The following is a 20,529-nucleotide window of genomic DNA, read 5'->3' as shown; positions in this document are numbered from 1 at the left end:
TGCTCCCCCCCCGGCTGGGTGTCGCCGGCGCCCCCGCCCTACCCGCCGGGGGCGCCGGCGGGCTGGGCGCCGGCCCCCCCGGGGGCGGGGGCCGCCGACGACGACCCGCTCACCTGGTCGCGCGCGCGGTGAGCGGTCCGCCGGGCCGAGGGTGTGAAGGCGGGGCGGTGATCGGGCCGGCGCGCCGGAATCCGCTGGCCCGGCGCCCGTTCTGCGGCGAGACTTCCCGTCATGCGAGCGATCACCGAGCACATGGCGGGCCAACTGGCGGACGTACCGGGCGTGGTGGGGGTGATGCTCGGCGGGAGCCGGGCGCGCGGTGAGCACCGGCCGGAGTCGGACTGGGACCTCGGGGTCTACTACCGGGGCGACCTGGACCTCGCCGCGCTGCGGGTGTCGGCCGGGCCGGAGGTGGAGGTGGCCGGGCCGGGCGGCTGGGGGCCGTGGGTGAACGGCGGCGCGTGGCTGCGGGTCGACGGGGTCGCCGTCGATTGGATCCTGCGCGACCTCGACCGGGTCGAGCGGGTGTGGGCGGACTGTCGCGAAGGCCGGTACGAGGTGGGGGTGCAGGCCGGGCATCCGCTCGGCTTCTGGTCGCCCTGCTACGCCGGTGAGGTCGCCCTCGGACGGGTACTCGCCGATCCCGCAGGGGAGTTGGCTTCGCTACAGGCGCAGACCGCCACGTACCCCGAGCCGCTGCGCGGCGCCTTGACGGCGGGCGCGTGGGAGGCGGAGTTCCTGGTCGGGGTCGCGGCGAAGGGCGCTGCGCGGGGCGACACCCTGTACGTCTCGCTCTGCCTGTCCCGCGCGGTCGGGGTGCTGGTGCAGGCGCTGTACGCGCACGACCGGCGCTGGTGCCTCAACGAGAAGGGCGCGCTCGCCGTCGCCGCACGACTCCCCGGTGCGCCCCAGGAGTTCGAGCGGCGTGTGCGGAGCCTGCTGGGGGCCGCGGGGGAGAGTGCCGGGGCACTGGCGGAGACCGTGGAGCGGGCGCGGGCGCTGGTCGAGGAGACCGTGGCGGCGCTGCGGGTGCCGCGGGGATGAGGGTAGTGCGAAGTCCACGACGCGACGAGCTGTTGCCGGACGGGGTGTCCGCTGGCGCCGGATCCATTCTCTGACTAGGGTCAGAGAATGGATCCGGTTCAGCCAGAGGCGCAGCTCGACGCAGCGGCCGGTGAAGACGCGGAGGCCAGGACGGAGGCCGACGCGCAGATCCGCCAGGTGCGGCGGTTCAACCGCACCGTCACCGAACGCGTGGGCGTCCTCCACGACCACTACCTGGGCCAGGACCGCCCCATCGGCGAGGCCCGGTTGCTCTGGGAGATCGGCGAGCAGGGGCAGGACGTACGGAGGCTGCGGGAGCGCCTCGGGCTCGACTCCGGGTACGTCAGCCGGCTGCTGCGCTCCCTGGAAGCCGACGGCCTGGTGACGGTCGAGCCCCAGCCCCGGGACCGGCGGGTGCGCACCGTCCGGCTCACCGACGCCGGCCGCGCGGAACGCGCCGCGCTCGACACCCGCAGCGACGAACTCGCCGCCTCCCTGCTCGAACCGCTCAACACCACCCAGCGCGCCCGGCTGGTCGCCGCCATGGCGGAGGTCGACCGGCTGCTCACCGCCGCCACCGTCACCCTGGACGCCGTCGACCCGGACCACCCCGACGCCCGGTACTGCCTGCGGTCCTACTACGCCGAAATCCGGGAACGCTTCGACACCGGCTTCGACCCGGCGCGGAGCCTGCTGCCCGACGCGGGCGAACTCCGGTCGCCGCGCGGCCTGTTCCTGGTGGCCCGACTGCACGGCGAGCCGATCGGCTGCGCCGGCCTCAAACTGCCGACCGACGCCCCCGGCGAGATCAAGCGCATGTGGGTCGCACCCCAGGCCCGGGGTCTCGGCCTCGGCCGCCGCTTCCTGGCCGAACTGGAGGCGCGCGCCGCCCGACACGGCCGCACCGTGCTGCGCCTGGACACCAACAGGGCGCTCACCGCCGCGATCGGCCTGTATCACTCGTACGGCTTCCAGGAGGTCGCCGCGTTCAACGGCGAGCCGTACGCCCACCACTGGTTCGAGAAGCGGATCGGCTGACCGGGAGCGGGAAGTCGGCCCTACCGACTTCCGGCTCCCGCCCCACCCGCACCGGGCGGCCGACGGCCCCCCGCCTCCGCTGAACTCCCCTGAACCGTCGCGCCCTTCAGGGGATCACGGGCCCCGGCGGTCCCGCGTCAGACCGGCGGCGGAGCAGCCGCGCTACTCCCGGAGGAACTGGCAGCCGGAGTCCGGGAGCTTGTTGCCGTTGCGGTCGAAGTACTCCCAGAGCTTCGCCTTCTTGCCCTCCGGCCGGGCCACCACCATCTGGCGCAGTGGGGAGTCGGCGACGGTGACGAACGGCGGCTCGGTGACCGTACCGTCCGTCCAGGTCACCTTCACCCGGGCGATGTCGGGGCCGAGGGAGAGCCCGACCACGTCGAGCGGGGCCACGGTGTCGCCCTTGCCCCGGTGACCCTCGAGGCCGCCGGCGATGTAGGCCCCGTTGCGGGGGTCGAGCTTGCCCGGCGACGGGGTGATGCCCGCGGCGTCATGGCTCAGGCGGACCCCGTCCACCGTGAAGTAGGTGTTGATCACATCGGAGTCGGGGTCGTAGTAGTGGTCGACGAACTCCTTCGTCGGCTTGGTGACCGCCGAGTCGTACGGACTGCGCTCCTGCCACACCGCCAGCGCCTGCTCGTACGCCCGCTCCCTCGGCGCCACCGGCCACAGTGCCCGCCACAGCTTCCACTCCTTGCCGTCCGGCGTGGTGCCCTGACCGAGCACCACCCGGACCGGGGTGAACGGGTCCCGCACCGCCGGGGTGGTCGCCGAAGCCGACAGCGGGCCGCCGGTGCCGGAGCCGAGCCCGGTGCCGGCCGGCACCAGCGAACGGCTCGCCGCCGGCTCGGGGCGCAGTTCGGCGAGCGCCCCGCCCGCCAGCACCACCGCCGAGGCCAGCGCCAGCGCGCCGACCACCGTCCGGCGACGCCGGCGGATCCGGCGCCCGCCCGCCAGGATGTCCGCCACCGGCGCCGGGCCGACCTTCGCCCCCGCCGCCGCCTCGGCCAGGCCGAGGCCGACCCACAGGTCAGTGCCCTTGTCCGCGTCCGCGCTCATACCGCCCCTCCGATCTGTGCCCTGTCCTTGAGTTCCACCAGTGCCGTGACCTGCCGCAGCCGCGCGATGCCCTTCGACGCATGGCTGCGCACCGCGCCCACCGAGCAGCCCATCGCGGTGGCCGTCCGGCTGTCGCTCAGGTCCTCCCAGTGCCGCAGCACCACCGCCTCGCGCTGGCGTGGCGGCAGGGTGGCGAGCGCGGCCAGCAACGCCCCGCGCTCGTCGGAACGGGCGAAGCCGTCCTCCACCCCCGCCGCGTCCGGCACCGCGTCGACCAGCAGCTCCGGCGGCCGGCGGCGCCAGCGACGGGCGTGCTGGTTCACCAGGATCCGCCGCACATAGGCGTACGGGTCGTCCGCCCGCCGCACCTTCGGCCAGGCCGCGCAGGCCTTCTCGGCCGCGGACTGCACCAGGTCCTCCGCCGCGTACTGCTCCCCGGCCAGCAGGAACGCCGTCCGCAGCAGCCGGGGCCAGACCCCGACGATGAACGCCTGGAACTCCTCGTCCCGCGCGCTCCTCGGTTCTCCCATGAGCACCTCCTCAACCACCCAGAGCCCGGGCGGGGCCGGAAGCGCTTACTCCTCTCCGTCGGGACGGTTCAGGCTCCGGAGGTACCAGTCGTGCCGGGTGCCGTCCTGCTCGAAGGTGTGCTTGCCGGGGGCGAACCCGGCACGGCGGGCGACGGCGGCCGACGCGCCGTTCCCGGGCTCCACCCGGATCACCGCCTCCCGCGCGCCGGTACGCGTCGCGTACCCGCAGACGAGGCGGACGGCGCGGGTGGCCAGGCCCCGGCCCCGCCAGGACGGGTAGAGACCGTAGGCGACGTTCACCTGGCCGGGGGCGAGGTAAGTCTGGACGAACCGCAGGTCGACCGTGCCCGCGAGGTCGCCGCGCTCGCCCGCCCGGATCCCGAAGGCGTGCAGCGGACCGGCCGTGTCCCACTGCTCCCGGCAGTGCCGCAGGTAGGCCTCGACCGTTTCCGGGGTGCTGCGGCCGCCGCTGAGCCAGCGGACCGACTCCTCGTCCTCCCCGGCGAGGTGCGCCTCGGCGTCCTCGGGGCGCAGCGGGGACAGCGTGATGACTCCGTCGGACAGTTCCAGTTCGCGCATCCGGACATTCTTGGCACGGGGGCTCGGGGCGCGCCAACGGATTGCCAACTCCGTCGCGTCCGGCTGCCGCGCTCGTGACGATCCGCCGAATGATCATCTCTCATGACGTATCAGGAACCGGGCCGGCCGTCGTCCTCCTGCACTCCGCGGTGTGCGACCGACGGATGTGGGAGCCGCAGTGGCAGGCCCTGCTCGACGCCGGCCACCGGGTCGTCCGCTGCGACTTCCGCGGCGTCGGCGACACGCCCCTCGCCGACGCCTCCTACAGCGTCGCGGCCGACGTCCTGGACCTGCTCGACCACCTCGGCATCGAGACCGCCGCCCTCGTCGGCGCCTCCTACGGCGGCCGCATCGCCCTGACCGTCGCGGCCCTGCGCCCGACGGCGGTGACCGCACTCGCCCTCCTCGGCGCGGGCAAGCCCGGACACGAGCCCAGCGACACCCTGCTCGCCCTCGACGCCCGCGAGGAGGCACTGCTCGACGCGGGCGACATCGAGGGCGCCGTCGAACTCAACGTCCGGACCTGGCCCGGCCCGGAGGCCGACGAGGCGACCCGCGAGCTGGTCCGCCGGATGCAGCGGCACAACTTCGAGGTGCAGCTGACGGCGCAGGTCGGCCCGCAGGAGGAGGACGTCGACCTCACCCACATCACCGCCCCCACCCTCGCCATCGCCGGCGCCCACGACCTCCCCGACTTCCGCGAGATCGCCGCCTCCCTGCCGGCCCTGCTGCCGAACGCCCGGCACCTCGAACTGCCCTGGGCCGGCCACCTCCCCAACCTGGAGCGCCCGGCCGAGGTGACGGTGCTGCTCGCCGACTTCCTGCTCCGGGTGCTTCGGCTGGTGAGCCGGGGCGGGGCGCAGGCGCCTGCCGCCACGCCGACAAGAATTCTGTCCTTGACAAATTTTCTTGTCGGACCGACTCTGGACGCGTGCTGGACGTCGCTGTGATCGAAGAACCCGCCGCGGCCGAGGCGTCCCTGGACCCGATACGGGCCCGGATCCTCGCCGCCCTGGCCGAGCCCGGCTCGGCCGCCATGCTGGCCACCCGCCTGGGGCTGCCCCGGCAGAAGGTCAACTACCACCTCAAGGAGCTGGAGCGGCACAAGCTCGTCGAACTCGCCGAGGAACGGCGCAAGGGCAATGTCACCGAACGGGTGTACCGAGCCACCGCGGCCTCCTACGTGATCTCGCCGAGCGTCCTGGCCGCCGTGAGCCCGGACCCGTCGCGTTCGCCGGACCAGCTCTCCGCCCGCTGGCTGCTGACGCTCGGGTCCCGGCTGGTGCAGGAGGTCGGGGCACTGCTGACCGGGGCCTCCCGGGCCCGGAAACGGGTCGCCACCTTCGGGATCGACGCACAGGTGCGGTTCGCCTCGGCGGCCGACCGGGCGGCCTTCGCCGAGGAGCTGTCCCGGGCGGTGGCGACCCTGGTCAGCCGCTACCACGACGAGTCCGCCGCCGGGGGCCGCAGCCACCGGGTGGTCGTGGGGCTCCACCAGATCCCGGCGGCGCCGCCCACGCCCCCCGGGACCGCGGCGGACGACACCACCACCACGGACGCGCCGGCCGACGCCCCCGGGACCGCACCGGAACAGGAGAACCCGCGATGACCCACCCGTTCGAGATCGAGCTGGAGACGACCCTGCCGGCGAGCCCGGAGGAGGTGTGGGAGGCGATCGCCACCGGAGCGGGACTCGACTCCTGGTTCATGGGTCGCAACGAGCTCGACCCGCGCGAGGGCGGCGCCGCCGTCATGGACATCGGGGGCCACCGCGAGGCGGCGGTGATCACCGCCTACGAACCCGGCAAGCGCCTGGCCACCCGTACGGCCACCGGCGAGGACGGCCGGTTCATGGCCTTCGAGTACCTGGTCGAGGGGCGGGGCGGCGGCAGCACCGTGCTCCGCGTCGTCCACAGCGGGATGCTCGGCGACGACTGGCAGGACGAGTACGACGCGCTGCGCCGCGGCTGGCCGTTCCACCTCAACACGCTCCGCGAGTACCTCGCCCACTTCCGGGCGCGCACCGCCGTCCCGGTCTTCGCCGCCGCGCCGTCCGCCGGGCGGCCGGACCCGGAGGTCCGGGCGGCGCTGGCCCGGGCCCTCTCGCTGCCGCTCCCGGTCACTGTGGGTGCGCGGGTCCAGGCCGAGCCGGCCGGGCTGCCGTCACTGGAGGGCGAGGTGGTCTGGGCGGACGACGAGCGCTTCGAGGTCCGCTCCGCCGACGCGATCCACACGTTCCATCACGGCGGCGGCATGGTCCTGATGTTCCATCACCTCTTCGGCCCGGTCCCGGAAGGCGTCCAGGCCGCCTGGCAGCAGTGGCTGGCCGGGCTCCTCACCTGATTCCACCGATGTCCGATTCCACCGACGCCTGATTCCACCGACCCGCGAGAAGAACCGAGGAACCGCTCGTGCGCACCCTGATCAGCACCGCCTTCATCTCGCTCGACGGCGTCGTCGAGGGCCCCGGCGGCGAACCCGGCTACCGCAACTCCGGTTGGACCTTCAAGGACGTCGAGTTCGTCCCCGAGGCCTACGAGATCAAGGAGCGGGAGCAGCAGGAGGCCACCGCCATCCTGATGGGCCGGGTCAGCTACGAGGCGTTCAGCCCGGTGTGGCCGGACATGGCGGAGTTCGCCCACTACAAGACGATGCCGAAGTACGTGGTCTCCACCACCCTCACCGACGACGTCCTGGTCTCCAACTGGGGCGAGACCACCATCCTGCGCTCGCTCGACGAGGTCGCCGCGCTGAAGGAGACCGAGGGCGGCCCGATCATCGTCCACGGCAGCGCCACCCTGAACCACGCCCTCTCGGACGCGGGCCTGATCGACCGCTACCACCTGCTCGTCCACCCGCTGCTGCTCGGCGCCGGCAAGCGCCTGTTCAGCAGCACGGACAAGGACACCCAGAAGCTGAAGCTGGTCGAGCACGCGGTCTACTCCAACGGCCTGCAGAAGCAGGTGTTCGACGTGCTCCGCTGACGGGGCGAGCATCGACCCTCGCCGTCCTGGCCTCCGATGCGACCACTGCGTGGTGACTATTGGCCAGGGCGGTAAAGGGCAGGACTCGAACGTGTGTCGGGCGCCATCATGAGGGGATGCACTTCACCTCGGACACCACCCCGGACCTCGGCTCGGTCGGCGTGACCCAGCACCGCTTCACCCTCGACGGCGTACCCGGCGTGCTCTGGCAACCCGAGGGATCCGCCCTCGGCGCGAGGCCGTTGGTGCTGGTGGGGCACGGGGGCGGGCAGCACAAGCTGGGGCCGGGAGTGGTGGAGCGGGCCCGTCGATGCGTGACGCGGTACGGGTGGGCGGCGGTGTCGATCGACGCCCCCGGGCACGGCGAGCGGGAGCGCACCGCGCAGGACGAGCGATTCGCCACGGAGATCGGGGAGTTGCTGGCGGCCGGGCGGCCGATCAGCGCCTGGGTGGCGCGGCACACGGCGGCGCTGGCGGAGCGGGCGGTGCCCGAGTGGAGGGCGGTGCTGGACGCCCTGGACGAAGCCGGCGGCGGCCTCGGCCCGGTCGGGTACTGGGGGCTGTCGCTGGGCAGTGTGGTCGGTATTCCGCTCGCCGCGGCCGAACCCCGCATCGCCGTCGCGGTGTTCGGGCTGACCGGGCACGCGACGCAGCTGGAGGCGGCGCGGCGGGTGATCGTGCCGGTGCAGTTCGTGCTGCAGTGGGACGACGAACTCGTGCTCCGCGAGCACGCGTTGGCGGTGTACGGCGAGCTGGGCTCGGCGACGAAGACGTTGCACGCCAACCCCGGGGGCCACATGGCGGTGCCCGACTTCGAGCTGGACTCCGCGGAGCGGTTCCTGCTCCGGAAGCTCGGCACGACGGCGCGTACGGCCGACTGACGGAATCCGGTGCGAGCACGTCCCGGGCCGAACGCATTCCCGCCGCATCGACACCCCGTTCCACGGCGTTCCCGCAGCTCGGGGTGTCCCTATTGTCGGGGTGGGGGGAATTTGTCGTGGATTGATTGACATGGTCACAATCCGGGGCCTGTTACCTGCATGTAAAACTTCGCAAAGAATTTCCCCCTCCGGCCGCTTGCCGAGGCTTCGCTTTCAACAGAATGTTGCAGCTCAGGGCCGCGCTGGTCACTCAGGGTTGATTTGGCGTGACGTCAGGTATCCATCCCATTCGGCAATCCGCAGGAGTACGGTTCCCAACGAATCGCCGAACGGGCTCCCGAGCAATCTCCGGGGTCCTCTCGGCCGTACCGGGAATTGGTGCGTCGTATGGCTCGACAAAAGGGTGGGGAAGGTGCCCTGGAAGGGGCTCCCGAGGCTGCCTTCGAAGGCCCTTCCGAAGGGAGTTCGGAAGGGAGTTCGGAAGGGGGTACCGGCTGGCGGTACGGCCTCTACGGCCTGCTCGGAAGCGCCGTCTCCACCGCCGTCGCGTACGGGCCGGGGCTGCGGCGGGACGCCACCGTGCCGACCCCGGCGCTCGACGCGATCTCCGCGCCCTTCGGTGGCCACGCCTCCACCTGGCCCTTCGTCCTGACCACCATGCTGTTCCTGGCAGCGGTACCGACGATTCCCCGGTTGCGTCGGGTCTGATCCCGGCAGGCGCCGAACCTGAGTTTCCGCCGTCCAACTCCCTTTCATTTCATCGGATTCTCGGAAAGGAAGAGTGGTTCCCGTGAATCTCTCCCCGCGTGAGATGGACAAGCTCTACATCTACGTCGTGGCCGATCTGGCCCGTAAACGCCGTGACCGCGGCGTCAAGCTCAACTACAGCGAGGCCTGCGCGCTGATCAGCGAGGCGATCATGGAGGGCGCCCGGGACGGCCGCACCGTCGCCGAGTGCATGGAGATCGGCAAGCAGACCGTCAGCAGCGCGGACGTGATGCCCGGCGTGCGCGAGATGCTGCCGCTGCTCCAGGTCGAGGCCGCGTTCCTGGACGGCACCAAGCTGGTCTCCTGTCACGACCCCGTGGGTGCCTGAGCGATGCCGGCACGTCAGGCCGCGACCGTCGAGCCCGCCACGGTGGTGCTGGCCGGCGGCCACGAGAGCGACGGCGGCCGCGACCTGGCCGCCCTGGTGGAGCGCCGACCCGCCGTGAACGGGCCCACCGTGCGGGCCGCGGCCGCCCCGGGCCGACAACTCGTCGAGGCCGTACGGTCGGCGCTGGCGGCCGCCGACGGACCGGTGTGCGTCGTGCCGATGACACTCGGACGCGACCCCGAGCTGGTCGCCGACACCGCCCGCGCCCTGCGCTGGCTGACGGCCGGCGAGGACCGGGGGCGGCTCGCGCTGACCGCGCCCTTCGGCGCCGCCGAGCACCTGATCGGCTGGCTGCGCGCTGCGGCCGGAGCCGGCGGCGAGGGCGCCGTACTCGTCACCGCCCCGGCGGCCGGGCCCTTCGAGGACGCCGAGCTGTTCCGGATCGCCCGCCTGGTCCGCCAGTACGGGCGCCACCGCTGGGTCGAGGTCGCCCTCGCGGGCGGCGACCCGGACCCCATCGAGGGCGCCGAACGCTGCCGCCTGCTCGGCGCGCGGGAGGTGACGGCCGTCCCGGCCTCCTTCGGTCCGGCGCTGCGCACCGCCCTGCCCGGCGTACGGGACGGCGGGCCCCTGCTGCGGCCGTCCGCGATCGCCGGGGTGGTCGCGGCCCGGGCGGCGGCGGCGCTGCACCTGCTCGGCCACGGCGAGGACGGCATCGCGGCCGGCCTCGACGCCGAGCACGGCCACGGCTACGCCCACAGCCACGGCCCGGGCGAAGGCCACCACCACGGCCCGGGCGAAGGGCGCCACCACACGCACCCCCACGGCCACTCGCACCAGCACCCCCACGCCCCCGCGCACACCCCCCCACTGAACCGGCAGAGAGGAAGGCCAGCCATGTCTGGTGGCGCCGCATACCTGTACGGCGACGACCCGGTGGAGATCAACGCCGGCCGCGCCAAGGCCGTCATCACGGTCAGCAACACGGGCGACCGGGCGATCCAGGTCGGTTCCCACTACCACTTCTTCGAGGCCAACCGCGCCCTCGACTTCGACCGCAACGCCGCCTTCGGCAAGCACCTGGACATCCCGGCCGGCACCGCCGTCCGCTTCGAGCCCGGCGACACCAAGGACGTCACGCTCGCCGAGTTCGGCGGCCACCGCCGCCTGGTCGGCTTCAGCAACCTCGTCGACGGCGGCATCACCGCGCCCGCCACCCGCGCCCGCGCCATCGACCGGGCGATCGCCCACGGCTTCAAGGGCGCCAACCTCGACCTCAAGGACGACCACCCCCGCGCGGACTTCCGCACCGAGAGCCACGAGAGCCACAGGAACGACGTGAACGACGTGAACCACGTGAACCACCATGCGAACCACGTGAACCACGCGAACCACGTGAACCGCAAGGAAGGCGCCCGCTGATGGCCATCCTGTCCCGCAAGCAGTACACCGACCTCTTCGGCCCCACCGTCGGCGACCGCTTTCACCTCGCCGACACCAACCTGGTGGTCGAGATCGAGCAGGACCACAACCAGGGCCACTACGGCGACGAGGCCGTCTACGGCGGCGGCAAGGGCATCCGCGACGGCATGGCCCAGGACCCGGCCGCCACCTCCGTCCAGGGTGCGCTCGACCTGGTCATCACCAACGTCGTCGTGATGGACCCGGTGCTCGGCGTCGTCAAGGGCGACATCGGCGTCAAGGACGGCTTCATCACCGCCGTCGGCAAGGCCGGCAACCCGCACACCCAGAGCGGCGTGCACCCGAAGCTGGTGATCGGCCCCGGCACCGAGGTGATCTCCGGCGAGCACCTGATCGCCACCGCCGGCGGCATCGACACCCACATCCACTTCATCTCCCCGCAGCAGGTGCAGGAGGCGCTGAGCAACGGCATCACCACCCTGATCGGCGGCGGCACCGGCCCCTCCGACGGCACCAACGGCACCACCTGCACGCCCGGGCCGTGGAACATCGGCCGGATGTACCAGGCGGTCGAGGACCTCCCGGTCAACGTCGGTCTGCTCGGGAAGGGCAACGGCTCGCTGCCGGGCGCGCTGCGCGAGCAGGTCGAGGCGGGCGTGTGCGGCCTCAAGGTGCACGAGGACTGGGGCAGCACCCCGGCCGCGATCGACAGCGCGCTGAGCGTGGCCGACGAGTACGACGTGCAGGTGGCCATCCACACCGACACCCTGAACGAGTCGGGCTACTTCGAGGACACCCTCTCCGCGATCGACGGCCGCACCATCCACACCTTCCACACCGAGGGCGCGGGCGGCGGCCACGCACCCGACATCATGCGGATCGCCGGCGAGCCCAACGTGCTGCCGTCCTCCACCAACCCGACCCTGCCCTACACCGTCAACTCGGTGGACGAGCTGCTGGACATGGTGATGGTCTGCCACCACCTCAGCCACGACATCCCCGAGGACGTCTCCTTCGCCGACTCCCGGGTGCGCGCCGAGACCATCGCCGCCGAGACCGTGCTGCACGACGAGGGCGTCATCTCGATCTTCTCCTCCGACTCGCAGGCCATGGGCCGGATCGGGGAGTCCTTCACCCGCGCCTTCCAGACCGCCCACCACTGCAAGGAACAGCGCGGCAAGCTGGCCGGCGACACCGAGCGCAACGACAACTTCCGCGTGCTGCGCTACCTCGCCAAGCTCACCGTCAACCCGGCCGTCGCCTCCGGCACCGCCGACCACATCGGCTCGCTGGAGCCCGGCAAGCTGGCCGACATCGTGCTCTGGCCGATCAACTCCTTCGCCGCCAAGCCGAAGATGGTCATCAAGGGCGGCGTGATCAACTGGGCCCTGATGGGCGACCCGAACGCCTCGCTGCCCACCCCGCAGCCGGTCTACTACCGCCCGATGTTCGGCGCGTACGGGCGGGCCAAGCAGGCCACCCGGGTCTCCTTCATGTCCCAGGCCGCCGTGGACCTCGGTGTCCCGGCCCAACTCGGTCTGGACAGCCGGGTGTTGCCGGTGCGGCGGTGCCGCTCTGTCGGCAAGCAGCACATGCTGCGCAACGACGCGCTGCCGAAGATCGCGGTCGACCCGGAGACGTACAAGGTCACCCTGGACGGCGAACCGGCCACCATCGAGCCCGCCCGCGAGCTGCCGCTCAACCACCTGTTCTACCTCGCGTGAGCAGCGCGGATCCCGGGCTGGACGCCCTGCTGGTCAGCCTCCAGCTGACCGACTCCGCCTTCCCCAGCGGCTTCTACACCCTCTCGCACGGCCTGGAGGGCTACGCCCAGGCCAAGGCCGTCACCCCGGACACCATGCCCGAGCTGCTCGCCGACCTGCTGCGGCACAGCGTCGGACCGTCCGACGCCACGGCGCTGGCGCTGGCCCACCGGGCCGCCTCGGCCGGGGACTGGGAGCTGCTCGCCGAGGCCGACCAGCGGCTGCACGCCACCAAGCTCAACCGCGAGCTGCGCCTGGCCGCCACCCGCACCGGGCGCCAACTCCTGGACATCGCCCGGGAGTCGGTGGGGGGCGAACCGCTGGAGCGGTACGCGGCGCTGGTCGCGGAGAAACGGGCCCCGGGTTGCCAGGCGGTGGCCGCCGGAGTGGCCTACGCCTCGGCCGCCGTCCCCGTCGAACAGGCCGTCGCCGGTGACCTGTTCGCCTTCTGCACCAGCTTCGTCGGCGCCGCGCTGCGGCTGCGGCTGACCGACCACCGCAAGGCGCAGGTGGTGCTGCGGGCGGCGGCGCCGGTGATCCGCGAGGTGGTGGCGGCCGCCCTGGCGCGGGAGTGGGCGGACCTGGGCGGCTGCGTACCGGTGGCGGACGCGATGTCCGGACGCCACGAGCGGGCCGAGGCCCGGCTGTTCGCGAGCTGAACGTCGACGGTGGGCCGAACGTCAACCGCGAGCCGAACGTCAACTGCGAGCTGAAGGTCAACGAGTAAACGAGTAAGGGAGACCACATGACCGAGAACGTGCTCCGCGTGGGCATCGGCGGCCCGGTCGGCTCCGGCAAGACGGCGCTGATCGAGGCGCTCGTCCCGGTGCTGATCGAGCGCGGCCACCGCCCGGCGGTCATCACCAACGACATCTACACCCAGGAGGACGCCCAGCACGTGCGCCGCACCCTGGCCGGGGTGCTCGACCCCGAGCGGGTCGTCGGCGTCGAGACCGGCGCCTGCCCGCACACCGCCGTACGGGACGACCCGACCATGAACCTGGCGGCCGGGGCCGAGATCCTGGAGCGCTTCCCGGACGTCGACACCCTGCTGTTCGAGTCCGGCGGCGACAACCTCACCCTGACCTTCAGTCCGGTGCTGGTCGACCTCTTCCTGTTCGTCCTGGACACCGCCGAGGGCGAGAAGATGCCCCGCAAGCGAGGCCCGGGCATCACCGAGTCGGACCTGCTGGTCATCAACAAGATCGACATCGCCCAGTACGTCCGTGCCGACCTCGGCATCATGGAGTCCGACGCCCGGCGGGTCCGCGAGGGCGGACCGGTGGTGCTCACCAACTGCCTGACCGGGGAGGGGCTGGAGGAGATCGCGACCTTCCTGGAGACCTTCCGGAAGGTCCCGGCGTGACCGTGCCGGCGGAGAGGTCGGTGCCCCGGCTCGACCCCCGGCACTACGAGCCGGCCCGCGTCCCGTACGAGGTCCGCCGGCACGCCGGGACGCCCGACACCCTCGCGGTCGGGCGCCCCGGCAAGGTCGGGCTGCTGGAACTGGCCTTCGAGCGGATCGGCGGTCGCACCGAACTCACCGGCCACTACCAGAAGTCGCCGCTGCAGATCATGCGCCCGCTCTACTTCGACCCGGCCCGCCCCGACCTCGCCGTCACCCTGCTGATGTCCACCGGCGGCGGCATCCTGCAGGCCGACCGGCTGCGCACGGACATCCGCTGCGGCGCCGACACGGCGGTCCACCTGACCACCCAGGCGGCCACCAAGGTCTACCGGATGGAGCACGACTACGCGACCCAGCTGCTCAACCTGTCGGCCGGGCCGGGCGCCTACGTCGAGTACCTGCCCGAGCCGGTGATCCCCTTCGTCGACTCCCGCTTCTACCAGCGGACGGTGCTGACCGTGGACACGGATGCGACGGTGGTGGCCGGGGAGACGCTGCTCGCCGGTCGGCTCGCCCGGGGCGAGCGGCACGCCTACCAGGTGTTCGCCGCGGACCTCGAAGTGCGGCGTCCGGGCGGTGAGTTGGTGGCGCTGGACACGGTGCGGCTGGAGCCCGCTGACGGCGGCGTGGCCGGTCCGGCCGTGCTCGGCGGGCACGATGTGATGTCCAGCCTGTACGTGCTCAGCCCGCTCGCCCCGGCCGCGCGGATCGCGGACGTGCTGCACGAGGCGCTGGCGGACCGCGGCCTGCTGTACGGGGTCAGCGTGCTGCCGCAGGACAGCGGCGCCTGGCTGCGGCTGCTCGGCTCCGACACCCGGGCCTGCGCGGCCGCGCTGCGGACGGCGTGGGACGCGGTGCGGCGGCTGCTGATCGGGGTTCCGGCGCCGGAGCTGCGGAAGACCTAGAAGGCCTGGAAGGCTGGGAAGGCCGGGAAGAGCTGGAGGGACTAGACGTCCCCGCTCGCCAGGCGGGCGATCTGGCGGTGGCCGAGCTCCACCGTTCGGTTCATGTGCCGTAGCAGGAAGGCGAGTTCATCCTCGCTGTCCTCGGCGAAGATCGCCACCCAGTCGCCGCTGAGGCTGCGCCACACCTCCCCGAAGCGCTCCAGCGCCCCGGGGAGGACGGCCACCAGCACCCGGCGGCGGTCGGCCTCGTCGCGCTGCCGGGCGACCAGGCCGGCCTTCTCCAGCCGGTCGACCAGCCGGGTCGCCGAGCCGCTGGTGAGGCCGGTCAGCTCGGCGATCCGGCCGGTGGTGACCGGTCCGTCCTCCAGGGTGAGCAGGTTGAGGCACTGGACGTCGGTCGGGTGCATGCCGAGGTGGTCGGCGACGGCCTGATTGAACAGCACGTAGGAGGCCAGGTAGCGGCGCGAGACCGGCCAGAGCTGCGCCATCAGTTCGTCGCGGGCGGGCGTCATGGGGGAAGGGTAGCCGGGTTCCCGATAAATAGTTGCGCGACGCAGGAATCTCGCCCTATTTTCATCTGCATGACGCAGATAACTGGGCTTCCTGTCGCCGTCACGGGTGCCACCGGCGCCCAGGGCGGAGCCACCGCTCGCGCGCTGCTGCGCGCGGGCCGTCCGGTCCGGGCGCTGACGCGTGCCGTCGATTCCCCGGCCGCGCTTGAACTGTCGGCCCTCGGCGCCGAGTTGGTCCGCGCCGACTTCGACGACCCGGCCTCGCTCGCTGCCGCCCTGGACGGCGCGGGCGCGCTGTTCGCGATGTCCACCCCGTTCGGGACGGACCTCGACACCGAGGTCCGCCAGGGCACCGCCCTGCTCGACGCGGCGGTCGCCGCCGGAGTGCGGCACGTGCTCTTCACCTCCGCCACCAACGCCGACCGCTCCACCGGCATCCCGCACTTCGACACCAAGCAGCGCATCGAAGAGCACCTGGCCGGCCTCGACCTGCCCTGGACCGTCATCGGCCCGGCCGCCTTCCTGGACAACTACGCCAACGACTGGACCCTTCAGTCCCTGCGTGAGGGCGTCTTCCGCCTCCCCATGCCGCCCGGCGTCCCCCTCCCGGTGATCTCGGCCGAAACCATCGGCGCCTTCGCCGCCCACGTCCTCACCCGCCCCGGGGCCTACACGGGCCGCCGCATCGACATCGCCTCCCAGTGGTGCACCGGCGAGCAGATCGCCGCCGCCATCACCGCGGCCAGCGGACGCCCGATCCGCTGCGAGGAGGTGCCGCTGACCGTCGTCGAGACCTATTCCGAGGACCTGGCCACCATGTTCCGCTACTTCCAGGAGCCCGGCCTCTACGTCGACACCGCCGCCCTGCACGCCGCCCACCCGGGTGTCGAGTGGCAGACGGTGGAGGACTGGGCGGCCGGGCAGTCCTGGGAGCTGTGAGTGCGGACGACTTCCCGGTGATGCTCGCCGCCGTCCGCGCCGTCCGCGCCGTTCGCGGACCGTGCCCTGCCGGTGCCCGAGGCAGGGGGGCGTATCGTCGCGGGGTGGCACAGAGGGCACCGCGCAGGATCCACGTCGACGGCCGTGACTACCGCTGGACGGTCCGCTCCCGCGACGGCGAACACGTGGTCGTGCGCGTCTGGCTCGACCGGCCCGGCCGCGGCGGCCGGGTACTGGCCGTCACCCGGCGCTTCGACGACCCCTGGCTGCACTACGGGGTGCTGCTGACGGCCCCGCCCGAGCGGATCGCCGAGATCCTCCAGCTGGAACCCGTCACCCCGGCGCTCACCGCCGACCTCGTCCGGGCGGGCCTGGCGGCCGGGTGGCGGCCGGAGGAGACCGGGGCGGAGCTGCGCTTCACGACGGCGGGGGACTCGCTCGTCCGGGAGGCGTGAGCGGGCCCGGGTCAGCCGCTCCAGCGCTCCACGAACTTGCGTTGCCAGGGCGTCTCCACCGCGTGCGGGCTGTAGTGCTCCCGGACGTACGCGACGGCCTCCGCCGCCGGGACGCCGTCCAGCACCGCGATGCAGGCGAGGGCGGTGCCGGTACGGCCGCGGCCGCCCGCACAGGCGAGTTCGACGCGCTCGACGGCGCAGCGCTCCCAGGCCTCGCGGAAGGCGTCGGCCGCGTCGGCGCGGTCGGCGGGCAGCCGGAAGTCCGGCCAGCGCACCCAGCGGGCCTCCCAGCCGGAGGTCTTCGGCGGGCGGCCCAGCAGGTAGACCCCGAAGGTGGGCCGAGGACCGGGCGGCAGGGGCTTGAGCACGCCGCGGCCGCGCAGCAGCCGCCCGGAGGGCAGGCGGAGCACGCCGGGGGCGGCGGGGTCCCAGGTGGCCGGCAACGGGTGATCGGTCATGCCATCTGATCTATCAGATTCCGGGGTGGCCCACGAGCTTCAGCGTGATCCAGCGAGCAATCCCGGGCGTTCGCGCCCGGGAGGAACCGCTTCCCGGGGCCCAGTGGCGCGGCCACGCGGCAGCCAGTCGCGCCCTACCCGCAGGCCCGGTCCTTCGCGGCCGGGTCGGGTCACGATGCCACGTGCAGCCGCGGCGCCCCCGGCAGGCCCGCCCGGTGGGCGAGGGCGGCCGCCTCGCCGCGCGAGCTGACGCCCAACTTGGCCAGGATGTTGGCCACATGGAACTTCACCGTGGACTCGCTGATGTGCAGCGCGGCGGCGATGTCCCGGTTGCGGCGGCCTTGGGCCAGCTGGTCGAGGACCTCCAGTTCGCGCGGTTGGAGTCCGTCCAGGGGGTCGGTGACCGTCGCGGGAGAAGGCAGGGCGAGCGGCAGGTCGACGGTGACGGTGGTGCCCCAGCCGGGGACGGCCTCGACGGTGTGGCGGCCGCCGAGCGCGGCGATCCGGTCGGCGGTGCGGTGGACGGCCAGGGCGTCGGCGGCGAGCAGACCGAGGCCGTCGTCGCGGACCACGGCGCGTAGCGACCCGTCGCCGGTGAACTGCCAACTCACGTGCAGCCGGCTCGGCTTGTCCTGCTCCAGCATCAGCAGGACGGCCACCCGGACGGCGTCCCGGGCGGTGTGCACGGTGTCGGCCGGGATGGACCGGGCGGCCTCCGCCGGGGGCGCGAGGTCCAGCCGGGCCCGGGCGTGTCGCAGCAGCGGGCGCAGTTCGCGGGCCAGCCGGGCGAAGGCGGCGTCGGCGGGCTCCTCGCTGAGCGCGCGGTCCAGGTCGGCGCCCCGGCGCAGGTCCAGCAGGGCGGTGACGGCCAGTTCGGTGGCGGCGCGGCGGGCGGCGGCGTCGTCCAGGTCGGCCGAGCGCAGCGGCGCCAGGATCGTGCTGAGGGCGGCGCTGTGGGTGCCGGTGAACTCGGCGATCGCCCGGGCGCGGGCGTTGGCGGCGGCGCGGGAGACCGCCGCCACACTGGGCGCGGCGTCGGTGGCGCGGTGGTCGGAGTGGGCGATCACCAGGTCGCACAACTGCTGGAGGACGGCGAGCGCGCCCGGGGCCACCGGCTCGGCGGTCGCCCGGACGAGCACCAGGACCGCGCCCTTGCCGTCACCCGGCGCGGCCGAGACCACCACCACCGGCCGGGTGTGGCCCGCGAGTTCGGCCTCACCCTGCCAGGGCCGGCCGGTCGCGGTCGTCGCGGCCGCGCGGTCGGCCAGCTGGGCCAGTTCCAGGCCGCTGATGCCCTCGGTCAGCTCGGGCGGGCCGTAGCTGTGGGTGGGGGAGTAGGTGCAGATGCCGCTGAGGTGCGCGATCGCCGCGTGCGGGACCAGGGTGCCGACCACCTCCGACAGGCGCGGCAGCACATCCGGCCGGGGTGCGCGCAGCACCTCGACGGCCCGCGCCAGCGCGTCCTCGGGGCGGCCCCAGTGTTCCTGCCACGTGTCGTCCATGCCGTCCAGCCTAGTCCGGGAGCCGATGCCGGCCGCCTGTCCGTTCGGCCAGGTCGAACCGTCCGAACGGCTGGCCGGGCGCCCGCCGCCCCCGCCGCAGGATGGAGCCGTCGGAAGCACGCAACTCACCGAAACCCCAAGGATCTTCCATGACCAAGGCGATCGCCTTCCCACAGTACGGCGGCGCGGACGTGCTGCGCCCGATCGACATCGAGCTGCCCGCCCCCGGCCCCGGCCAGGTGCTGGTCGCGGTCCGCGCGGTGGGCGTCAACCCGCTGGACCACAAGGTGCGCAGCGGCGCGCTGGCCGCGATCTTCCCGGTCACCTTCCCCGCCGTGCCCGGGTACGAGCTGTCCGGCGTGGTGGAGGCGGTCGGCGACGGCGTCACCGGCTTCGCGCCGGGCGACGAGGTGTTCGGCGCCGTGATGGGCGGCGGCTACGCCGAGCAGGCGCTGGTGCCCGCGGACCAGCTGGCGCCCAAGCCCGCCGCGCTGAGCTGGGAGCAGGCCGCCGCGATTCCGGTGGCGGCCGAGACCGCCGAGCGCGCGCTCGACCTCCTGGACGCGCGGGCCGGCCACACCCTGCTGGTGCACGGCGCGGCCGGCGGGGTGGGCACCCTGCTGCTGCAGTTCGCCCGGGCGCGCGGGATCACCGTGGTCGGCACCGCGAGCGAGGCCAACCACGCCCACCTGCGTGAGCTCGGCGCGATCCCGGTGACGTACGGCGAGGGCCTGGCCGAGCGGGTGCGGGCGGCCGCCCCGGGCGGGGTGGACCGGGCGCTGGACGCGGCCGGGCAGGGCGGGGTGCTGCCGCTGTCGGTCGAGCTGACGGGCGGCGCGGACCGGGTGCTGACGATCGCCGACATCCAGGGCGCGCAGGAGCACGGCATCCGCTTCTCCGGCGGCGCCGAGGGCGTCGAGCCGTACCACGGGCGCGCCTACGCGGCCGCGCTCGCCCTGCACGAGGCGGGCACCCTGCGGCTGCCGCTGCACCGGGTGTTCCCGTTGGCGGAGGCGGCCGAGGCCCAGCGGGTCAGCGAGCACGGGCACCTGCGCGGCAAGATCGTCCTCACGGTCTGACCGGACGCGGGATCGTCGTGGAAGCCCGGTTCCCGGCCCCTTGCTCGGTAGAGTCCCGCCCATGGTGACTCCGAACGCGGCAGGGCGGCTGGCCGGGCGCTCCTGCGTGGTGACCGGGGCGGCGAGCGGCATCGGGAAGGCCGTGGCCGAGCGGTTCGTCCGGGAGGGCGCGTCGGTGGTCGCCACCGATGTGGACGCGGACGGGCTGCGCCGGCTGGCGGAGCGGCTGCCGGGCGCCGTCAGCACGGTGGTGGGCGACGTGTCGCGGGACGAGGATGCGCGGCGGATGGTCGAGGCGGCCGTCGAGCGGCACGGACGGCTGGACGTGCTGGTGGCCAACGCCGGGGTGATCCCGCTGATGGAGATCACCGAGGCGACCGCCGAGGACTGGGACCGGGTGATGGCCGTCGACGGCCGGGGGATGTTCCTGACCTGCAAGTACGCAGTCCAGGCGATGACCGCCCAGCAGCGGCCCGGCGGCTCGATCGTCTGCCTGTCCTCCATCTCCGGCGAGGCCGGCCAGCGCGGCCAGTCGGTGTACGGGCCGGCCAAGTTCGTCGCCTCCGGGCTGACCAAACACCTCGCCGTCGAGTGGGCCGACCGCGGGATCCGGGTCAACGCCGTGGCCCCGGGCACCATCTCCACCGAGCGGGTGGCCCGGCTGCGCGACGAACCCGGCGGGCCCGAGTACCTGGAGGCGATCGAGAAGCTGCACCCGATGGGCCGCCTCGGCGACCCGGCCGAGGTCGCGGCCGCCGTCCTCTTCCTCGCCTCGGACGACGCCTCCTTCATCACCGGGGTCGTGCTGCCGGTCGACGGCGGATACTTGGCCCAGTAGGCCGCCGGGTCGGGCACGGTGGGGCGGGAAGCGGGGC

At 73.4% G+C, this 20,529-nt stretch carries 24 protein-coding genes; 18 read left to right on the top strand and 6 right to left on the bottom strand.

From position 1 onward, the window contains the following. Positions 1 to 231: 231 nt before the first annotated feature. Both ABZW30_RS09940 and ABZW30_RS09935 read left to right on the top strand, forming a co-directional pair. Positions 232 to 1,044: a nucleotidyltransferase domain-containing protein gene (locus ABZW30_RS09940; protein ID WP_355670538.1), complete on the top strand. Its 813-nt coding sequence runs from the start codon at positions 232 to 234 to the stop codon at positions 1,042 to 1,044. An 87-nt stretch (positions 1,045 to 1,131) separates the two neighbouring features. Then, positions 1,132 to 2,082: a helix-turn-helix domain-containing GNAT family N-acetyltransferase gene (locus ABZW30_RS09935; protein WP_355670537.1), complete on the top strand. Its 951-nt coding sequence runs from the start codon at positions 1,132 to 1,134 to the stop codon at positions 2,080 to 2,082. A gap of 162 nt (positions 2,083 to 2,244) precedes the next feature. On the opposite strand, the gene ABZW30_RS09930 is transcribed toward ABZW30_RS09935, so the two are convergent. Genes ABZW30_RS09930 through ABZW30_RS09920 form a run of 3 tightly spaced genes read right to left on the bottom strand, consistent with a single transcriptional unit; the run spans position 2,245 to position 4,250 of the window. Then, complete coding sequence (locus ABZW30_RS09930) at positions 2,245 to 3,141, bottom strand: hypothetical protein (RefSeq protein ID WP_355670536.1); 897 nt, start codon at positions 3,139 to 3,141, stop codon at positions 2,245 to 2,247. Next, a complete protein-coding gene (locus ABZW30_RS09925; protein ID WP_355670535.1) occupies positions 3,138 to 3,671 on the bottom strand; it encodes a SigE family RNA polymerase sigma factor in 534 nt (177 codons plus the stop codon). Before ABZW30_RS09925 ends, ABZW30_RS09930 begins: the two co-directional genes overlap by 4 nt. A 45-nt stretch (positions 3,672 to 3,716) precedes the next feature. After that, positions 3,717 to 4,250, bottom strand: coding sequence for a GNAT family N-acetyltransferase (locus ABZW30_RS09920; protein ID WP_355670534.1), 534 nt, complete (start codon positions 4,248 to 4,250; stop codon positions 3,717 to 3,719). 89 nt (positions 4,251 to 4,339) lie between these two features. On the opposite strand from ABZW30_RS09920, the gene ABZW30_RS09915 reads away from it, so the two are divergent. The 12 genes from ABZW30_RS09915 to ABZW30_RS09860 all read left to right on the top strand — a co-directional run bounded on the left by ABZW30_RS09915 (position 4,340) and on the right by ABZW30_RS09860 (position 14,709). Beyond that, positions 4,340 to 5,200: an alpha/beta fold hydrolase gene (locus ABZW30_RS09915; RefSeq protein ID WP_355670533.1), complete on the top strand. Its 861-nt coding sequence runs from the start codon at positions 4,340 to 4,342 to the stop codon at positions 5,198 to 5,200. After that, positions 5,182 to 5,859 carry a helix-turn-helix domain-containing protein gene (locus ABZW30_RS09910; protein ID WP_355670532.1) on the top strand — a complete coding sequence of 226 codons (678 nt, stop codon included), beginning with the start codon at positions 5,182 to 5,184 and terminating at the stop codon, positions 5,857 to 5,859. The genes ABZW30_RS09915 and ABZW30_RS09910 overlap by 19 nt, the downstream gene beginning before the upstream one ends. Next, complete coding sequence (locus ABZW30_RS09905; RefSeq protein WP_355670531.1) at positions 5,856 to 6,593, top strand: SRPBCC domain-containing protein; 738 nt, start codon at positions 5,856 to 5,858, stop codon at positions 6,591 to 6,593. Before ABZW30_RS09910 ends, ABZW30_RS09905 begins: the two co-directional genes overlap by 4 nt. A gap of 68 nt (positions 6,594 to 6,661) precedes the next feature. Continuing rightward, positions 6,662 to 7,234 (top strand): dihydrofolate reductase family protein, encoded by a 573-nt coding sequence (locus ABZW30_RS09900; RefSeq protein WP_355670530.1) that lies wholly within the window; start codon positions 6,662 to 6,664, stop codon positions 7,232 to 7,234. Between the two features lie 116 nt (positions 7,235 to 7,350). After that, entirely contained in the window at positions 7,351 to 8,115 is a 765-nt protein-coding gene (locus ABZW30_RS09895) for an alpha/beta hydrolase (RefSeq protein ID WP_355670529.1), read from the top strand. 387 nt (positions 8,116 to 8,502) lie between these two features. Further along, entirely contained in the window at positions 8,503 to 8,823 is a 321-nt protein-coding gene (locus ABZW30_RS09890) for a hypothetical protein (protein WP_355670528.1), read from the top strand. Positions 8,824 to 8,905: 82 nt separating this feature from the next. After that, positions 8,906 to 9,211 (top strand): urease subunit gamma, encoded by a 306-nt coding sequence (locus ABZW30_RS09885; protein ID WP_355670527.1) that lies wholly within the window; start codon positions 8,906 to 8,908, stop codon positions 9,209 to 9,211. Positions 9,212 to 9,214: 3 nt separating this feature from the next. Continuing rightward, positions 9,215 to 10,633, top strand: coding sequence for an urease subunit beta (locus ABZW30_RS09880; RefSeq protein ID WP_355670526.1), 1,419 nt, complete (start codon positions 9,215 to 9,217; stop codon positions 10,631 to 10,633). Then, positions 10,633 to 12,357, top strand: coding sequence for an urease subunit alpha (ureC, locus tag ABZW30_RS09875; protein ID WP_355670525.1), 1,725 nt, complete (start codon positions 10,633 to 10,635; stop codon positions 12,355 to 12,357). Before ABZW30_RS09880 ends, ureC begins: the two co-directional genes overlap by 1 nt. Further along, positions 12,354 to 13,055: an urease accessory UreF family protein gene (locus tag ABZW30_RS09870; protein ID WP_355670524.1), complete on the top strand. Its 702-nt coding sequence runs from the start codon at positions 12,354 to 12,356 to the stop codon at positions 13,053 to 13,055. The genes ureC and ABZW30_RS09870 overlap by 4 nt, the downstream gene beginning before the upstream one ends. A gap of 86 nt (positions 13,056 to 13,141) precedes the next feature. Beyond that, on the top strand, positions 13,142 to 13,762 hold the full coding sequence (ureG, locus tag ABZW30_RS09865) for an urease accessory protein UreG (protein WP_355670523.1): 621 nt from the start codon (positions 13,142 to 13,144) through the stop codon (positions 13,760 to 13,762). A gap of 2 nt (positions 13,763 to 13,764) precedes the next feature. Further along, on the top strand, positions 13,765 to 14,709 hold the full coding sequence (locus tag ABZW30_RS09860; protein ID WP_355670550.1) for an urease accessory protein UreD: 945 nt from the start codon (positions 13,765 to 13,767) through the stop codon (positions 14,707 to 14,709). A 41-nt stretch (positions 14,710 to 14,750) separates the two neighbouring features. Here ABZW30_RS09860 and ABZW30_RS09855 read toward each other — a convergent pair whose 3' ends face one another. After that, positions 14,751 to 15,221, bottom strand: coding sequence for a MarR family winged helix-turn-helix transcriptional regulator (locus ABZW30_RS09855; protein ID WP_355670522.1), 471 nt, complete (start codon positions 15,219 to 15,221; stop codon positions 14,751 to 14,753). 69 nt (positions 15,222 to 15,290) lie between these two features. Between ABZW30_RS09855 and ABZW30_RS09850 the strand changes: the two genes are divergently transcribed. After that, on the top strand, positions 15,291 to 16,160 hold the full coding sequence (locus tag ABZW30_RS09850; protein WP_355670521.1) for an NmrA/HSCARG family protein: 870 nt from the start codon (positions 15,291 to 15,293) through the stop codon (positions 16,158 to 16,160). A gap of 104 nt (positions 16,161 to 16,264) precedes the next feature. Continuing rightward, positions 16,265 to 16,615 (top strand): hypothetical protein, encoded by a 351-nt coding sequence (locus tag ABZW30_RS09845; RefSeq protein ID WP_355670520.1) that lies wholly within the window; start codon positions 16,265 to 16,267, stop codon positions 16,613 to 16,615. Between the two features lie 11 nt (positions 16,616 to 16,626). Here ABZW30_RS09845 and ABZW30_RS09840 read toward each other — a convergent pair whose 3' ends face one another. Next, entirely contained in the window at positions 16,627 to 17,073 is a 447-nt protein-coding gene (locus ABZW30_RS09840; RefSeq protein WP_355670519.1) for a protein phosphatase, read from the bottom strand. A 170-nt stretch (positions 17,074 to 17,243) separates the two neighbouring features. After that, positions 17,244 to 18,575 (bottom strand): response regulator transcription factor, encoded by a 1,332-nt coding sequence (locus tag ABZW30_RS09835; RefSeq protein WP_355670518.1) that lies wholly within the window; start codon positions 18,573 to 18,575, stop codon positions 17,244 to 17,246. Positions 18,576 to 18,724: 149 nt separating this feature from the next. Here ABZW30_RS09835 and ABZW30_RS09830 point away from each other — a divergent pair, with 149 nt between their 5' ends. Both ABZW30_RS09830 and ABZW30_RS09825 read left to right on the top strand, forming a co-directional pair. Then, positions 18,725 to 19,654 (top strand): NADP-dependent oxidoreductase, encoded by a 930-nt coding sequence (locus tag ABZW30_RS09830; RefSeq protein ID WP_355670517.1) that lies wholly within the window; start codon positions 18,725 to 18,727, stop codon positions 19,652 to 19,654. 61 nt (positions 19,655 to 19,715) lie between these two features. Continuing rightward, positions 19,716 to 20,492: an SDR family NAD(P)-dependent oxidoreductase gene (locus tag ABZW30_RS09825; protein ID WP_355670516.1), complete on the top strand. Its 777-nt coding sequence runs from the start codon at positions 19,716 to 19,718 to the stop codon at positions 20,490 to 20,492. Positions 20,493 to 20,529 lie beyond the last annotated feature (37 nt).

The sequence above is a fragment of the Kitasatospora sp. NPDC004669 genome, assembly GCF_040609455.1.
Lineage (GTDB): Bacteria > Actinomycetota > Actinomycetes > Streptomycetales > Streptomycetaceae > Kitasatospora.
Note: the sequence above shows the minus strand (reverse complement) of the source record. Positions and strands in the feature narration are given on the sequence as shown.

Bases quoted from the DNA above. Each gene is read 5' to 3' on its own strand.
- ABZW30_RS09940 (WP_355670538.1), top strand. From the start codon at position 232: ATGCGAGCGATCACCGAGCACATGGCGGGCCAACTGGCGGACGTACCG.
- ABZW30_RS09935 (WP_355670537.1), top strand. From the start codon at position 1,132: ATGGATCCGGTTCAGCCAGAGGCGCAGCTCGACGCAGCGGCCGGTGAA.
- ABZW30_RS09930 (WP_355670536.1), bottom strand. From the start codon at position 3,141: ATGAGCGCGGACGCGGACAAGGGCACTGACCTGTGGGTCGGCCTCGGC.
- ABZW30_RS09925 (WP_355670535.1), bottom strand. From the start codon at position 3,671: ATGGGAGAACCGAGGAGCGCGCGGGACGAGGAGTTCCAGGCGTTCATC.
- ABZW30_RS09920 (WP_355670534.1), bottom strand. From the start codon at position 4,250: ATGCGCGAACTGGAACTGTCCGACGGAGTCATCACGCTGTCCCCGCTG.
- ABZW30_RS09915 (WP_355670533.1), top strand. From the start codon at position 4,340: ATGATCATCTCTCATGACGTATCAGGAACCGGGCCGGCCGTCGTCCTC.
- ABZW30_RS09905 (WP_355670531.1), top strand. From the start codon at position 5,856: ATGACCCACCCGTTCGAGATCGAGCTGGAGACGACCCTGCCGGCGAGC.
- ABZW30_RS09895 (WP_355670529.1), top strand. From the start codon at position 7,351: ATGCACTTCACCTCGGACACCACCCCGGACCTCGGCTCGGTCGGCGTG.
- ABZW30_RS09890 (WP_355670528.1), top strand. From the start codon at position 8,503: ATGGCTCGACAAAAGGGTGGGGAAGGTGCCCTGGAAGGGGCTCCCGAG.
- ABZW30_RS09880 (WP_355670526.1), top strand. From the start codon at position 9,215: ATGCCGGCACGTCAGGCCGCGACCGTCGAGCCCGCCACGGTGGTGCTG.
- ureC (WP_355670525.1), top strand. From the start codon at position 10,633: ATGGCCATCCTGTCCCGCAAGCAGTACACCGACCTCTTCGGCCCCACC.
- ureG (WP_355670523.1), top strand. From the start codon at position 13,142: ATGACCGAGAACGTGCTCCGCGTGGGCATCGGCGGCCCGGTCGGCTCC.
- ABZW30_RS09855 (WP_355670522.1), bottom strand. From the start codon at position 15,221: ATGACGCCCGCCCGCGACGAACTGATGGCGCAGCTCTGGCCGGTCTCG.
- ABZW30_RS09850 (WP_355670521.1), top strand. From the start codon at position 15,291: ATGACGCAGATAACTGGGCTTCCTGTCGCCGTCACGGGTGCCACCGGC.
- ABZW30_RS09840 (WP_355670519.1), bottom strand. From the start codon at position 17,073: ATGACCGATCACCCGTTGCCGGCCACCTGGGACCCCGCCGCCCCCGGC.
- ABZW30_RS09835 (WP_355670518.1), bottom strand. From the start codon at position 18,575: ATGGACGACACGTGGCAGGAACACTGGGGCCGCCCCGAGGACGCGCTG.
- ABZW30_RS09830 (WP_355670517.1), top strand. From the start codon at position 18,725: ATGACCAAGGCGATCGCCTTCCCACAGTACGGCGGCGCGGACGTGCTG.
- ABZW30_RS09825 (WP_355670516.1), top strand. From the start codon at position 19,716: ATGGTGACTCCGAACGCGGCAGGGCGGCTGGCCGGGCGCTCCTGCGTG.